This is a genomic window from Acidimicrobiales bacterium (assembly GCA_033344915.1).
In the GTDB taxonomy this organism is placed as follows: Bacteria; Actinomycetota; Acidimicrobiia; order Acidimicrobiales; family Aldehydirespiratoraceae; genus JAJRXC01.
Genome location: JAWPML010000001.1, coordinates 4,178,993 through 4,191,428 on the forward strand (window position 1 = coordinate 4,178,993; position 12,436 = coordinate 4,191,428).

The 12,436-nt window shown below is 66.5% G+C and carries 16 protein-coding genes; 6 read left to right on the plus strand and 10 right to left on the minus strand.

All coding sequences use genetic code 11. The annotated features are described in order from the left end of the window. Positions 1 to 6: 6 nt before the first annotated feature. From R8F63_20300 to R8F63_20315, 4 genes are all read right to left on the minus strand, one after another. Complete coding sequence (locus R8F63_20300; GenBank protein ID MDW3220952.1) at positions 7 to 336, minus strand: hypothetical protein; 330 nt, start codon at positions 334 to 336, stop codon at positions 7 to 9. 316 nt (positions 337 to 652) lie between these two features. After that, positions 653 to 994: a single-stranded DNA-binding protein gene (locus R8F63_20305; protein ID MDW3220953.1), complete on the minus strand. Its 342-nt coding sequence runs from the start codon at positions 992 to 994 to the stop codon at positions 653 to 655. 538 nt (positions 995 to 1,532) lie between these two features. After that, the gene (locus R8F63_20310) at positions 1,533 to 1,763 is read right to left on the minus strand and encodes a helix-turn-helix domain-containing protein (GenBank protein MDW3220954.1); all 231 of its coding nucleotides are present in this window, start codon (positions 1,761 to 1,763) and stop codon (positions 1,533 to 1,535) included. Continuing rightward, complete coding sequence (locus R8F63_20315) at positions 1,760 to 2,305, minus strand: zincin-like metallopeptidase domain-containing protein (GenBank protein ID MDW3220955.1); 546 nt, start codon at positions 2,303 to 2,305, stop codon at positions 1,760 to 1,762. The genes R8F63_20310 and R8F63_20315 overlap by 4 nt, the downstream gene beginning before the upstream one ends. Positions 2,306 to 2,460: 155 nt before the next feature. Between R8F63_20315 and R8F63_20320 the strand changes: the two genes are divergently transcribed. Continuing rightward, positions 2,461 to 3,261: a DUF1883 domain-containing protein gene (locus R8F63_20320; GenBank protein MDW3220956.1), complete on the plus strand. Its 801-nt coding sequence runs from the start codon at positions 2,461 to 2,463 to the stop codon at positions 3,259 to 3,261. A gap of 246 nt (positions 3,262 to 3,507) precedes the next feature. Here the strand turns inward: R8F63_20320 and R8F63_20325 are convergent, their stop codons facing one another. The 5 genes from R8F63_20325 to R8F63_20345 all read right to left on the minus strand — a co-directional run bounded on the left by R8F63_20325 (position 3,508) and on the right by R8F63_20345 (position 7,195). Continuing rightward, positions 3,508 to 3,867, minus strand: coding sequence for a single-stranded DNA-binding protein (locus tag R8F63_20325; GenBank protein MDW3220957.1), 360 nt, complete (start codon positions 3,865 to 3,867; stop codon positions 3,508 to 3,510). 545 nt (positions 3,868 to 4,412) lie between these two features. Continuing rightward, positions 4,413 to 4,634, minus strand: coding sequence for a hypothetical protein (locus R8F63_20330; GenBank protein ID MDW3220958.1), 222 nt, complete (start codon positions 4,632 to 4,634; stop codon positions 4,413 to 4,415). Further along, positions 4,631 to 5,518 (minus strand): zincin-like metallopeptidase domain-containing protein, encoded by an 888-nt coding sequence (locus R8F63_20335; protein ID MDW3220959.1) that lies wholly within the window; start codon positions 5,516 to 5,518, stop codon positions 4,631 to 4,633. Before R8F63_20335 ends, R8F63_20330 begins: the two co-directional genes overlap by 4 nt. A 269-nt stretch (positions 5,519 to 5,787) precedes the next feature. Continuing rightward, positions 5,788 to 6,219 carry a hypothetical protein gene (locus R8F63_20340; protein ID MDW3220960.1) on the minus strand — a complete coding sequence of 144 codons (432 nt, stop codon included), beginning with the start codon at positions 6,217 to 6,219 and terminating at the stop codon, positions 5,788 to 5,790. A gap of 427 nt (positions 6,220 to 6,646) precedes the next feature. After that, the gene (locus R8F63_20345) at positions 6,647 to 7,195 is read right to left on the minus strand and encodes a discoidin domain-containing protein (GenBank protein MDW3220961.1); all 549 of its coding nucleotides are present in this window, start codon (positions 7,193 to 7,195) and stop codon (positions 6,647 to 6,649) included. Between the two features lie 349 nt (positions 7,196 to 7,544). On the opposite strand from R8F63_20345, the gene R8F63_20350 reads away from it, so the two are divergent. The 5 genes from R8F63_20350 to R8F63_20370 all read left to right on the plus strand — a co-directional run bounded on the left by R8F63_20350 (position 7,545) and on the right by R8F63_20370 (position 11,417). Beyond that, entirely contained in the window at positions 7,545 to 8,198 is a 654-nt protein-coding gene (locus tag R8F63_20350) for a thioredoxin domain-containing protein (protein MDW3220962.1), read from the plus strand. Between the two features lie 71 nt (positions 8,199 to 8,269). Further along, entirely contained in the window at positions 8,270 to 8,869 is a 600-nt protein-coding gene (locus R8F63_20355) for a vitamin K epoxide reductase family protein (protein MDW3220963.1), read from the plus strand. 408 nt (positions 8,870 to 9,277) lie between these two features. Next, on the plus strand, positions 9,278 to 10,144 hold the full coding sequence (locus tag R8F63_20360; protein MDW3220964.1) for a cytochrome c oxidase assembly protein: 867 nt from the start codon (positions 9,278 to 9,280) through the stop codon (positions 10,142 to 10,144). 44 nt (positions 10,145 to 10,188) lie between these two features. Then, entirely contained in the window at positions 10,189 to 10,533 is a 345-nt protein-coding gene (locus tag R8F63_20365; protein MDW3220965.1) for a BlaI/MecI/CopY family transcriptional regulator, read from the plus strand. 2 nt (positions 10,534 to 10,535) lie between these two features. Then, complete coding sequence (locus tag R8F63_20370) at positions 10,536 to 11,417, plus strand: M48 family metalloprotease (GenBank protein ID MDW3220966.1); 882 nt, start codon at positions 10,536 to 10,538, stop codon at positions 11,415 to 11,417. Between the two features lie 15 nt (positions 11,418 to 11,432). Here the strand turns inward: R8F63_20370 and R8F63_20375 are convergent, their stop codons facing one another. After that, a complete protein-coding gene (locus R8F63_20375; GenBank protein MDW3220967.1) occupies positions 11,433 to 12,395 on the minus strand; it encodes a hypothetical protein in 963 nt (320 codons plus the stop codon). Positions 12,396 to 12,436 lie beyond the last annotated feature (41 nt).

The window sequence follows — 12,436 nt, forward strand, 5'->3', positions numbered from 1 at the left end:
CGGGCGCTACTCGCGCCCGTCGAGCGCGGTGACTCGCTCGGGTGGGTACTGGGGGGCGTCGGCGTCGGTGCGGATGAGGCGCACGATGTCCTTGCCGATCCGTCGGTCATACATCGGGGCTTGGCGAACGCCATGGCGTCGAGCGAACTCTTCTGCTTCCGCGACGCGGTGCGGCTGCTTCTCGAGTCGGTTGGGTTGACGGCGGAGGCACTCGGCGAGCGGTCCCCGGCGGAACGATGCGGCGACGTCGGCCTTCTCCAGGAGGTAGTGAACGGCGTCGTTGTCCCACGGATCGTCGCCCCGCGGGTTCGGGTAGGTCGTCGGCGCTTCGGGCATGGGTGTCTCCGTGGATCGGTTTGGTTGATGACGGGGGAGTTGGTTGCGTTCGACTACTGCCAGGGTTCGACCGCAGACCCACAGCAGTTCGTTGAAGAGGTCGACGGAGGGGGAGGACGAGCCGGATTCGATGCGGGCGATGGTTGAAACCGGCTTGTGGACGAGCGCGGCGAGTCGCCGCATCGAGAGGTTCGCCTGCTTTCGTGCTTTGGCAAGCTCATTCGCGGATCGGAACACTGTTGCATATTCGCCTACAGTTTCCGTACTGTCAATCGCGGATGAGAGCGGGCCCGAGCTGGCCCACCCCCGATCTTGGTCAGAAGGCTTCTTCGCCGGGCTTGGGGTCGTCGCTGGTGCGGCGGGGCCCGTCGAGGTAGGTGACCTGGTTGGCGATGACTTCGTAGCGTTCCCGGTTGTTGCCGTCGTTGTCGGTCCAGGTGTTGTGGTGGAGCCGGCCGGCGATGGCGACGTGTCGGCCCTTGGTGAGCCACTTGGCGTCGTTCTCGCCTCGGGTGCCGAAGCTGACGATGGTGATGAAGTCGGCGCCATCGGTGTTGATGCGGTCGACGGCGATCCGGAACCGGCAGATCGGGTTGCCCTTGGGGGCGGTGAGCTCGGGGTCGGCGGTGAGTCGGCCTATGAGGGTGATGTGGTTCATGGTGGGGTGTCTCTCCTTCGTTGGGTGGTGCCCTTGGTGGGCTTGTTGAGCCGGCCAAGGCCTCGGGGTGTTGAGCGGGCGGTCCAGGACGCCCGGAGGGCGAGCGAGGAGATTCCGGTGGACCTCGGAGCCGAGCGGAGACGTGTCGGAGCGTCCCCTTCAGGGGCGGTGAGAATGCTGGAGGCGGAATACCGCAGCGGTCCTTGACCGGCCGCGACCCCCGGGCAGCGTGTCGGATCACCCAAAGCCCACCTGAGGGCGTCCACCTCGAAGCGCACCAGACCTTCGGCGTGAAGCTCCATCCTGTTCGGTCGATGCTGCGCTGCTGAACGTTCGCGTTCGTTCTTGGGCGACCGCATGCTGGGGCTGGGCTATCGAACGCACGCGGTGAGGGCGTCGTCGCCCGGTGGCATCGTCGGGGGCCGTGCAGGAGCGCGGCTACGGGCTTGCGGGCACGGTCGTGGCATCGACGGCTGCCGACTCGCAGAAGCTGGGCCCGGCGCCATTCGGTGCGGGCGGTCGTTGACTGGCTTGTCGCCTACTGGTGGTCGGGCTGGTACCAGTGGTCCCAGATGTTGGCGGGGTGGAGGCCGAGGGCGACGGCGGCGCGGTCGGCTTGGGTGTCGGTGAGTCCTCGGAGCTGCCAGCGCCACACGGTGCGAGTGGCGACACCGACCTGGCGGGCGAGCTGGGCGACGGGCGGGTTGCCGGCGGAGGCGAGGAGCGGCGCGAGCGGCCACCGGACGAGGGTGAGGGTTTCGGCGGTCATGCGCTGACCTCTTCGAGCACGTCGCTGTCGACGGTGTCGGGCTGGGAGGCGTCGAGGTGGTCAACGGCGGCCAGGGCTCGGGCGGCGACGATGAACAGGGTCTCGGGATCGGCATCGAGGATGCGGAGCCAGTGGGCGAGGTAGGAGGCGTGGTCCTCCCGGGCGGTGGGGGTGATGCCGAGGTGTGCACATGCGATGGCTGCGCCGAGCTCGGCGACAAGTTCCTCTGCGGCACAGGCGTCGTCACCGAAGCGGCCGGTGAGGTCTCGGGCGAGTCGGGTCGGGTGTCCGGTCCAGTGGCACAGCCCGTGGGTGGAGGTGCTGTAGAAGCCGGCGGTGTCGACGAACTGGTGCCGGTCGGGGAGCTCGATCCGGTCAGGCTGGGGGAGGTAGGCAGCGTGGTTGTGGCCGTAGGTGATGGCGGCACCTGTCCCGGCGATCCAGGCGTCGGCTCGGGTGTCGCGGTCTGCGCTGGTGGTCAGCTGGTGGTGGGGTGGGGTCCAGCCGTCGACCTGGGCGCCGTTGAACACCGGGTACACCATGGGGACGAGCCGGCGGCCGGACTCGTCGACCTGGTCGGCGTCGACCTGGTTGCGGCGGGCGGGGACCCACTGACACAGCGGGCTCAGACGAGAAGTTGTTCGTGTGTGGAGCGAACGTCAGTTCGACTGTCGGTGGACGCCGGTACGATGGTCGGATGGGGAAGTTCATCTATCAGGATCTTGGTCAGCGGTCGCGTGGGGACGTCGTTGAGGTGACGCTGACGAAGGGTGCGAATGTTCGGCTGATGGATCCGGCTAACTATCGCAGCTTCCAACGTGGGGAGAAGCACCGATTTGTCGGTGGGCTTGCGAAGAAGTCGCCAGTTCGGCTCGAGATCCCGTCGAGCGGCCACTGGTATGTGACCGTAGATACGCAGGGCCTGCGCAACGGCACGCAGGCGAGTTTCAGGATCATCAAGGCCTCCGCGCTGAGACCGTTGTCCCCGATTCGGGATCGCCGCCAGCAACTTGCGGAGCTGGTCGACAACGCTGCCGATGTCGGGCCGGGTGGCGGCGGGCGAGAGTTCGACGTGTTCGTGTCGCATGCTGCTGAGGACAAGGAAACGGTCGTCCGGCCACTCGCTCACGCGCTCCAGGAACGTGGACTGTCCGTCTGGTACGACGAGTTCGAGTTGCGAATTGGAGACAGCCTGCGCCGGAAGATCGACAGCGGTATCGCTAGGAGTCGCTTCGGACTTGTTGTGCTGTCGAAGTCGTTCTTCGCCAAGGGCTGGCCGCAGTATGAGCTCGACGGCCTTGTCACGATGGCGGTCGGAGGGAAGCAGGTGCTCCTCCCGATCTGGCACGAGATCTCGAAGGACGAGGTCATTGATCGAAGCCCATCGTTGGCTGACAAGGTTGCTCTTCGCACCGCCGACTATGGAGTCGATGAGATCGCTGATGAAGTGGCTGCCGTGATCCTGAATAGCGCGATTGGCTCGGGAGACCCTGCGTGATCACTCAGTCCTCCGCCGGCCGGTTGGCCGTCGGGCAGATGCGGCGTAACTGACGGCGACCTGATCGATCACTGCCGTCTCAGCTGGGCGAGCACGGCGGATGGTGCGATGCGGGCGATCAGCGCAAGGAGCGTGGCGGAGTCGTAGGCGAGGTGTGTTTGAAGCGTTCGGTCGTTCATGGCATCTCGTTTCTGTGCGCGAGAGGGCCGGGCCCGAGGTGGTACTCGAGCCCGGCGCTGGCGCTGGCTAGAAAGGCTCCTGTCCTGGCTCGTACTCGGCCGGTTCGGCCGGCTCGGTGGAGGCTTTCGGGGCGTCCAAGTAGCCCACCAGCGCCGCCACGACTTCGTAACGCTCTCGGGGCTTGCCGGTGTCCTTGTCGGTCCACTGGGAGTGGGAGAGGCGTCCGGTGATCGAGACGAGTCGGCCCTTGGCGAGGTAGGTGTGGTGCTGTTCGGCTGGGGCGCCGAAGCACTTGATGGGGATGAAGTCGGCGCCTTCGGTGCGGCCTCGGTCGACGGCGAGTCGGAAGGTGCAGATGGGGTTGCCGTTGGTGGGTTCGAGTCGGGGGTCGGTGGCGAGTCGGCCGACGAGGGTGATGGTGTTCATGGTGTGTGCCTTTCGGGTTGGTGCCCCTTGGTCGGGGTGTTCGGGGTGGCACAACCGCCGGGTGTGAGCGGAGACGCAGCCCGAAGGGCCGGAGACCTTCTTCGTCGGGGCCTAGCGAGGCCGAGCGCAGTGAGGGGACCCGTCAGGGCCGAGTGGTTTCGGCGAAGGGGGTTGCGGTGCAGCGGTCCCGGCGGAGCATGACGCATCGATTTCTCCGGTCCGAGGAGGTTCCGGCCAGTGCGCGCACCGTTGGGCACGGTCTCGATCGGGTGTCTCGTTGGCTCCCGACTCGGTTCCATCAGCGGTGGGTGTCAGGCTGTTCGAGCGAAGGGCGGTTCGGCGCGCTGGTGGCGGCGGCGGTCCCTGGTCGGGTGCTTCGGTTCGGCGAACAGCATCACGGCTCGCATTTGGGTTTGGTGTTGATCGGCGGTGCCGTGGCCGCGCTGTGGGCAGACGGTGCCGGTGACCCCGAGGCGTGCGAGATCATGGCGGTCGTGGGTTGTACTGGGTGCCCGACCGGTGGGTGCCGGCCAGGTCCGACCAATTCAGGCGAGCGTGTACCAGTGGTCTGGCCAGAGGCATGCGGGGTGTGTGCCTATGGCGATGGCGGCCCGGTCTGCTTGGTCTGCGGGGATGCCGTGGATGATCCAGCGGTGCACGGTGCGGCGGCTGACGCCGATCTGTTGAGCGAGGCTCTCGATTGTGGAGGCTTGGGCCTCGATGGCGAGCGGTCGGAAGGGGAGGCGGGGGCTGGCGGGGCGGCTCATGCTGCCGCCTCGTCGGTGTCGGTCTTGGCGGGCTGGGCGGCGGTGTCGAGGTAGTCGACGGCTCGTTGTGCAGCGGCGGCGGTGCGGAACAGGATCCTGGGGTTCTCTCCGAGCAGGTCGATCCAGTGGGCGAGGTAGGCAGCGTGGTCTTGTCGGGGCTGGGTGCTGATCCCGAGGCGGGCAGCAGCGATGGCGGCGCCGAGCTCGGCGACGAGTTCCTCGGTCGCATACGCGGGGATTCCGAAGGCCGAACGGAGGTCGAGCCGGTCGAGGCGGGAGCGGTGGCCCGTCCAGTGAATGTGCTCATGCAATGACGTCGCCAGGAATGCCTCGGCGTCGTCGAACTGGTCGGGGTGGGGGAGGTAGATGCGGTCGGGTGTCGGGGCGTAGTAGGCGCGGTCGCCTCCGTAGACGACGTCGGCACCGATGGCCGCGAGCCAGGCATCGGCGGGGGTGGAGGTGGTGGGTTCGGGTTGGGGTTCGTGGCCGTCGACTTGGTGGGCGTTGAAGACGGCGTAGACCTTGGGGACGAGCCGCCGCTCGATGGTGTCGCCTTCGCCAGTGTCGGACTCGCTGCGCTTCTTGGGGGTGACCCATTTGATGACGTAGGCGGCACGTTCGCCTTTACGGACCTGGGCGCCTGTCTTGCGGTACTGGTTGAAGGTGGCGTAGTCGGCGGTCGGGAATCCTCGTTCGACGGCGTCGAGGAACAGGGCGATGGTGTTCGATCCCTTGTAGGGGGCGCCGGTGGTGGCGTTGCGGGCGTTGAGGAGTCCGGCGATGCCGTGGGTGTGCCAGGGCATGGACCATTGGCCGTGTGATCCGGTTTGGATCATGTCGACCAGTCGGGCCGTGACGGCGGTGGTGTGGTCGGTGTAGTTCATTGGTGATCGTCTCCGTTTGGTTCGTGATGCGGACGCAGCGCTGCGCTGCGTTCGCTGGAAGCGATCCCGCCGGGAGGGCCCGCGGTGTCAAGCCCTGGCCTTCGGCCGCCGGGCCGGAAGCTGGTGGCTTCGGTCCGTAGGGCCGGGTGATGGCGAATGGGCTTGATGCCAGAAGCGGGCCGTCACGGCAGCCGGCTACGGCGACCTGACACGGCTGTGACGCGTGGAAGCCGACGACCGATCCTCCGGTCGCCGACTCCGGCTGGTGGTTACGCCGCTGCCCGGTGGAGGGCTGCGAGGTCGACGGCGTGGGCTTGTTGCATCGACATCGGCCACTGACGGGTGATGCGCTCGGGTACCAGTCCGACGCTTGACCACAGGCTGATGCAGGGGTCGGAGTCGGGGTGGCTGGGCTCGATGTCGAAGGTTCCGAATCCGAATCGGTCGAGCCGGCTGAAAGTCCGGATCAGTGGTGACTGGATGCCGGTGCCCTTGCCGAGACCGATGGTGGTGCCGAGCTCGAGCGTGTTGTGGACCATCCATGCGTCGCTGGGCTCGGCAGCGAGGTGGTCGAGGAGGACGGTGGCGGTTGGTCCGACGGGGAGCCACCAGAGGCGCCGGTATGGGTGACCGATATGGACGTCGCCTGGTCGGGGGTCGGTGCGGTCGATGAATCGGGTGGCGATGTGCGGGATGTGCATTGGGTGGCTCCTTGCCGCTGTGGCCTCCGAGTGGAGAGGGCGAGCCCCGACTTCCCCGACGAGGCTCGCCCTCTGATCGGTCCCCGGTTCGATCCGGGGTTCGGCTGTGGAGCCGTCAAGCCGTGCGGAGTTGGCGGGCGGAGCAAGGTGGAGCCCCTGCAGCGCAGCGAAGCGGAACGACCTTCGCAGTCCGGGGGCCCGCATGGCAGGGTCCACCAACAGCCGAACCCAGCTGTTCGACCGGATGCCGTGGAGCACGTGCTCGCCGGGACGGCAACAGCCACCGAGCAGGCGTGCGCGTGTAGGAGTGTCCCTCGCGTCGTCGACCACGACGGCCGCCATGCAGCGACACCACTCCCGGCGGACCGGTCTGTCGGGTTGACCGCCGGCTCGAACCTGTCTGCTGCCTGGCGGCGACTGCGTACGGTCAGTCGGAGCCGTAGATCTCGATCTCGGTGGCGCCGGTGTTGCCGCCGGTGGTTTGCTCGGCGTCGAAGCGCAGGATTTGACCGGTTGTGGGTTCGTCGAGAACGACAGGATAGGGGCCCGCAGGGAAGGGTCCGAGGGTGGTGCCGTCGATCGTGACGGTGAAGGTCTCGGTGATGGCTGAGCCGTCGGTCATTTGGCGGGTGCGGTAGGCGACGGCAGTGATCGGTTCATCTTGACCGAGGTCCAGCTCGATCGAGGCGTTGTCGCCATCGCCCGCAGTGGACCATTCGGTGGCGGGGTTGCCGTCGATGGCGTTCGCAGCTGCGAACGTGTCGGAGAACTCCGAGCTGACGTCAGTGATGGTGGCTGACGTGGCGATGTTGGCGCCAAGACCGGAGTCGATAGCTGGCGGAGTTGTGAATGTCACAACGTCGCTTCGGTAGATCGCACCCGCAGCGTCGGAGCCTTGCAGGACGTAGCGGTACTCGGTTTCGGGGGCGAGGCCGGTGAGCAGCGGTCCGTGATCGTTGTGTGCTCCGCCCTGCATATCGTTGTCGACCGCGATGGAGCCGAAGGATTCGTCGACGCCGAAAATGACCGAGCAGGCAACGGGACGGTCGTGTCGACTGTGAGGGTCGCGGTTGTCGCTGATGGGTCGAAGTCGATTGCGATTTCGCTGGCGAGAATCGGTTCGATGGGTCGGACCGTGGCGGATGAGTCGTCGCTTCCGCAGCCGGCCTGCCTGTGGCGCAGCAGGGCGGTTCGGGGTCGTGATTCTTCGTCGGTGACGCCCGTTTCGCCGTCATGTCATACAGACTGTGCGACATGAATCGAATCCGACCCTTTGTATCGCTGGCGCACCGTGTTCGTTGTGAGTTCGACGGGGAGCTGGGTCGATGAAGAAGAACTTGGTGCTCCCTCTGTTGATGGTGGTTCTCGCTGTCGCTGCGTTGGTGGTGGCGGCGAACGCTGGAGGAGACGGCCCGTCCACTCAGGCGGGCGACGTGGTGATTGCTGGGGGCGACGCCCAGCTGGTCCGCGCCGACAGTCATCGAATCTCGGAGGCCCCGGTGGACTCGGTGGAGTTCGTGGAGTTCCTCGACTTCGAGTGCGAGGCGTGCCGCGCTGCTCACCCGGCGGTTACGGAGCTGCGTTCGCTGTATGGCGGTGAGGTCTCCTTCGTTGTGCGGAACTTTCCGTTGCACAACAACTCTGAGGCTGCGGCTCGTGCTGCGGAGGCTGCAGCTGCGCAGGACATGTTCGTCGAGATGATGGACTTGTTGTTCGAGACGCAGCCGGAGTGGGGGGAGAGCAGCAGCTCACAGGAGGAGGTGTTCGTCGGCTTTGCCGAACAGCTTGGTCTCGACATGACGCAGTTCCGCGAGGTATACGACGATCCTGCGACGCTCGAGAAGGTCCGACGCGACAAGGCTGACGGTCAGGCGCTGGGAGTGGAGGGAACCCCGACGTTCTTTCTGGATGGCGAGAAGCTCGAGCCGTCGAGCTTCGAGGATCTGGTAACGGCGGTTGAGCAGGCGATCGGCGCGTGACGGAAGCGGTCGTGGCCGACCGACCTTCCTCGGGTCCGGCGGCACGAGCCGTCGAGCCGGGACCAGCGCAGGTGGCGACGGCACACGAGAACGTTGGCCTGGCCTGGTTGTTGTCCGCCGGTGGGCTCGTTGGGTTGGTCGCGTCAGCGACGCTGTTGATCGAGAAGATCGAGCTCCTGGCGAACCCGGACTATGTGCCGAGCTGCAGTATCAACCCGATTCTCAGCTGTGGCTCGATCATGCGCACATCCCAGGCGGAGGTCTTCGGGTTCCCGAACCCGATCCTGGGCGTCGTCGGGTTCGCCGTCGTGGTGACGGTCGGAGTTTCGCTGCTCGCCGGCGTTGCGTACCCCAAGCGGTTCTGGCTCGGGCTGCAGGCCGGAGCAACCCTCGGGTTCGTGTTTGTGCACTGGTTGATTTACCAGAGCCTGTATCGGATCGGCGCGCTCTGCCCGTACTGCATGGTCGTGTGGTGTGTGACCGCTGCCATCTTCTGGTACGTCACCCTCCACAATCTTCGTACCGGTGATGCCACCCGACGCAGGTTCACCGGCCGGGTGGTCCGGGTCGGCGCCGAGTTCCATGCCGTGGTGCTGACAGGTTGGGTGCTGGTGGTGGCAGGCCTCATAACCGTCAGGTTCTGGGACTACTGGTCGACGTTGTTGCGCTGACTCGCGGCGAGGTCACCGCCCGATTCGGGTCGAGTGGGCATAGCGAATGACCCGGCGACATACTTGCAAAGTGCGACAGACTGTACGAGAAGTGCTGCGGGGTGTAACCGGGGTTCAGGCAGTGATAGCGCTTCTTGCGATCGCTGTCGTGTTCGTCGTCGCGGGCGTGGTCCTCAGCGCGTCGCGAGACGACGACCCGCCCGCGAGTCCCTCGGCGGCTGTACCGGTCGCGGAATTGCCGGCGGTGGAGCCCGAAGTGGGTGAAGGCGTTGCGGGTGACGGCTCAGGGAGCAGTGTGACCGCCATGGTCGCCGGGTTCGGCTTGATCGGGCTGTGGGTCGTTGGTGGAGGTGTGGCCTTGACCAGGGCTCGGCACCGTCGGGTCGGTGAGTCGGAACGGATGGCGAGATGACACCGGTGGTGGCAGTTGCGGACTCGCCGTGGGTTTGGGAAGCCCGTCCCGACGTGTGGCTGTTGGTCGCGGCGGCGGCCCTCGGCTATTGGTGGTCGCTGAGTCGGCTCCGCCCGCAGCTGCCGGGCCCGCCTGATTTGCCGGGCCGGGGGGTGCGGGCGAGGTTTGCCGCCGGGGTCGTGGTGTTGTGGGTCGCCGTCGACTGGCCCATGGATCGACTCGGTGATGACTATCTGTTCAGCGCTCACATGGTCCAGTTCGTCATGGTGACGCTGGTCGCGGCACCACTCTTGGTCTCCGGCGTCCCGACCTGGCTTCAGGTCGAGCTGGTGCGGCCCGTGGCCCGTGTGGTTCGTTTTCTGGGGAGAGGCCCGGTTGCTCTTGGATTGTTTCAAGTGGTGTTGGTCGCGACGCATCTGCCCAGCGTGGTGGAGCTCTACACCTCGAACTCGTTGGTGCATTTCTCGCTTCACGCGCTGTGGTTGCTGAGCGGATGCCTGTTCTGGCTACCGATCCTGGGTTCTGAACCGGTTGTCGAGCCGCTACGACCGCCACTCAAGATCGTGTATCTCATCGGGGCGACCATCGTCCCGACTGTCCCCGCTGGCTTCTTGACTTGGACCGAGACTGCGTTCTACGACTCGTACGCGACGGCACCACGGGTGTGGGGCATCTCTGCGGTGACCGACCTTCAGCTCGCGGGCGTCGTCATGAAGATCGGCGGTGGCACGATTCTTTGGCTGTTCATCCTCTGGCTGTTCGCATCTTGGGCGTCTGAGGAACGCAGCTCATCAACGTCGCGCACCTCCGCACCGGTGACCGACCAGGCGCCCACCCATCGACCCGACGCAAGCTGCGCCTAAACTCGCCACCTGATGGAACGAGGTGGACGATGAGCCGACGGCCCATGGGTAGTCTGGAGGCAGCGGTGCTCGACGTTCTCTGGAGCATCGACGACCCGCTCAAGCCGGGCGATGTCCTGGACCGACTCGACATCGATCCGCCGGTGGCGTACTCGACGGTGCTGACGATCTTGCGGCGCTTGTGGAAGAAGCGCCTGGTCACCCGGACCAAGGTCGGCAAAGCCTACCTATATCGGCCGACACGGTCTCGTGAGGAACAGGTCGCCGATGCAATGGCTGAGGCATTCGCCGCAGCGACCGATCCCTCCGTCGCCCTCGGCCATTTCGTCGAGCATCTGTCGCCCGATCAGACCACTGCGCTGAAGCGGCTCCTTGGTCGCCGCCGATGAGTTTGCTGGTTATCGGCATCGGTGTGGCCTTGTTGACGGTGCCCGCGCTCAGTGCGAGAAGTGCGCTCGGCCCCACGGCACGGGTGCGGACGGCATGTGTGTCTGCGACAATCGGCATCTCGCTACTCGGCGTCGGCACCCTGCTCACGGCCAGCCCTTTGCTGCTGTCGTGGCACGACCAGGGCGAGGTGTCCGCAGTCGGTCTCGGACATCTGTCGCCCGGTGGACCGTGGGCCTGGTCGGCCGCCGGTGTGCTCGGCGGCGTCGGAGCGAGCGGGCTCTTGTCGTTTCTTCGCCAGAGCGGACGCGCCCGACGTCGTGCGAAACTGCCGCCGTGGGCTGCGACCGCGCTGCTGCACGATGAGCTCGCTGGCGTCGAGGTGCGGGTCGCGCCGACGCTCGAGCCGGTCGCCTTCGCGGTTCCCGGCCGCGATCGCCATGTCGTGGTGTCCGAATCGGTTACCCGGCTGGCCGCACCCGAGCGCCGAGCAGTCCTGGCCCACGAAGGTTCCCACCTCCGGCTGCGCCACCATCGCCACCTGCTCGTGCTGGGGACCTACCAGCGGATCTGGGGCTGGGTGCCCGGCGTGCGAGCAGTGGTTGCCGCTCACCGGCATTCGATCGAGCAATGGGCCGACTTGGACGCCAGTCGCCATCCTCACGTCGACTCGCAGGCGATGTCGCGGGCCCGTGCCCAGCTGGGCGCCTGCGACGGCGTCGGGGGAGTCGACCACCAAACCGGGAGCGATGAGCTTTCACCCGAATCGTCGCGTCATGCCCTTGTTGGCGTCACGGGCTTCATCGCCGCCTTGGTCGCCGCCGGCGCATACAGCCTCACCCACACCGTCGGCGATATCACGGCAGTCATGGCCGCACTTCACTGACGACTACCTGGCCGGCTACCCGACGATCTCATCGAGCGCGGCCGTCAGCTCCTGCACCGAGGCGACGTTGTCCCACCGCGACGTGATCGTGCCGGTCGAGTCGACCAAGAACACCCACGGCTCAGCAGCACGTTCGGTGCCTTGGGGAGCGACCCAGTCCGCGGCCGCCTGATTGAGCACACCGCCTTCGAAGTCCTTCCAGACCTCGAGGTGCACGAACTCCACTCGGTCGCCATACTCGGTCTCCAACCGGGCGAGCTCGTCGGTGATCGGGCCGCAGAACCGGCTGACACAGAACACCGGCGTCGTCACGGTCACCATCACGGGGCGGCCCGCATCGAGGGCATCAGCGATGGTCGTCTTGTGCAGACCCGGGTCCGGGAGCTCCTCGTCGAAGCCGAGGCGAGAGTCGATCGACTCCGGAGCCACCGACGGGTCGCCCGGGAGGGGCTGCACGGTACGAGGCGCCGCATCTCCGGCCCCGGGCACCACGGAGTTGGCATACACCTCGAACAGCGTCGACGTCGTGAACACTTGACCGTCAACACTCGCGTCGACGGTCACCTCCCACACACCGGGAGCCGGGAACCGGATCGGCGTCGTGGCGTAGACACCGCGTACGCCGGCGGGAGGGGCGAAGGTCGGTTCGTCGCCGGTCACCTGCTCTGTGCCTGGAATCGGGAGGAACCGTGCAGAGGTGGGGGCGGGTGCTACGACAGGATCTGATCCGCTCGACGGCTCCGATTCGCCGGTCGGTCCGTCCCGGTGTGCGAAGCTCAGCTCGATGTCACCCAGAGCGACGTCGCCTCGATCACGGGCGAACAGCCCCACGATGAAGCGTTCGGTGCGCTCGGGGCTCACATCGAAGCTGGCCACAGCGGCGATCAGCTCCTGCGACGGACCGGGGCCGGATTCGGCACCGGTGCCGCACGCGACGCTGACCGCACAACACCCGACAAGCAGGGCGAGACGCTTCACGAGCCACACGATTCGTTGTGGGAAGTCGCCTTCTCTATCGC

What these genes read in the sequence shown, in the direction of transcription:
- R8F63_20300 (MDW3220952.1), bottom strand. Translation starts at nt 336, where the DNA reads ATGCCCGAAGCGCCGACGACCTACCCGAACCCGCGGGGCGACGATCCG.
- R8F63_20305 (MDW3220953.1), bottom strand. Translation starts at nt 994, where the DNA reads ATGAACCACATCACCCTCATAGGCCGACTCACCGCCGACCCCGAGCTC.
- R8F63_20310 (MDW3220954.1), bottom strand. Translation starts at nt 1,763, where the DNA reads ATGACCGCCGAAACCCTCACCCTCGTCCGGTGGCCGCTCGCGCCGCTC.
- R8F63_20315 (MDW3220955.1), bottom strand. Translation starts at nt 2,305, where the DNA reads ATGGTGTACCCGGTGTTCAACGGCGCCCAGGTCGACGGCTGGACCCCA.
- R8F63_20320 (MDW3220956.1), top strand. Translation starts at nt 2,461, where the DNA reads ATGGGGAAGTTCATCTATCAGGATCTTGGTCAGCGGTCGCGTGGGGAC.
- R8F63_20325 (MDW3220957.1), bottom strand. Translation starts at nt 3,867, where the DNA reads ATGAACACCATCACCCTCGTCGGCCGACTCGCCACCGACCCCCGACTC.
- R8F63_20330 (MDW3220958.1), bottom strand. Translation starts at nt 4,634, where the DNA reads ATGAGCCGCCCCGCCAGCCCCCGCCTCCCCTTCCGACCGCTCGCCATC.
- R8F63_20335 (MDW3220959.1), bottom strand. Translation starts at nt 5,518, where the DNA reads ATGAACTACACCGACCACACCACCGCCGTCACGGCCCGACTGGTCGAC.
- R8F63_20340 (MDW3220960.1), bottom strand. Translation starts at nt 6,219, where the DNA reads ATGCACATCCCGCACATCGCCACCCGATTCATCGACCGCACCGACCCC.
- R8F63_20345 (MDW3220961.1), bottom strand. Translation starts at nt 7,195, where the DNA reads ATGCAGGGCGGAGCACACAACGATCACGGACCGCTGCTCACCGGCCTC.
- R8F63_20350 (MDW3220962.1), top strand. Translation starts at nt 7,545, where the DNA reads ATGAAGAAGAACTTGGTGCTCCCTCTGTTGATGGTGGTTCTCGCTGTC.
- R8F63_20360 (MDW3220964.1), top strand. Translation starts at nt 9,278, where the DNA reads ATGACACCGGTGGTGGCAGTTGCGGACTCGCCGTGGGTTTGGGAAGCC.
- R8F63_20365 (MDW3220965.1), top strand. Translation starts at nt 10,189, where the DNA reads ATGGGTAGTCTGGAGGCAGCGGTGCTCGACGTTCTCTGGAGCATCGAC.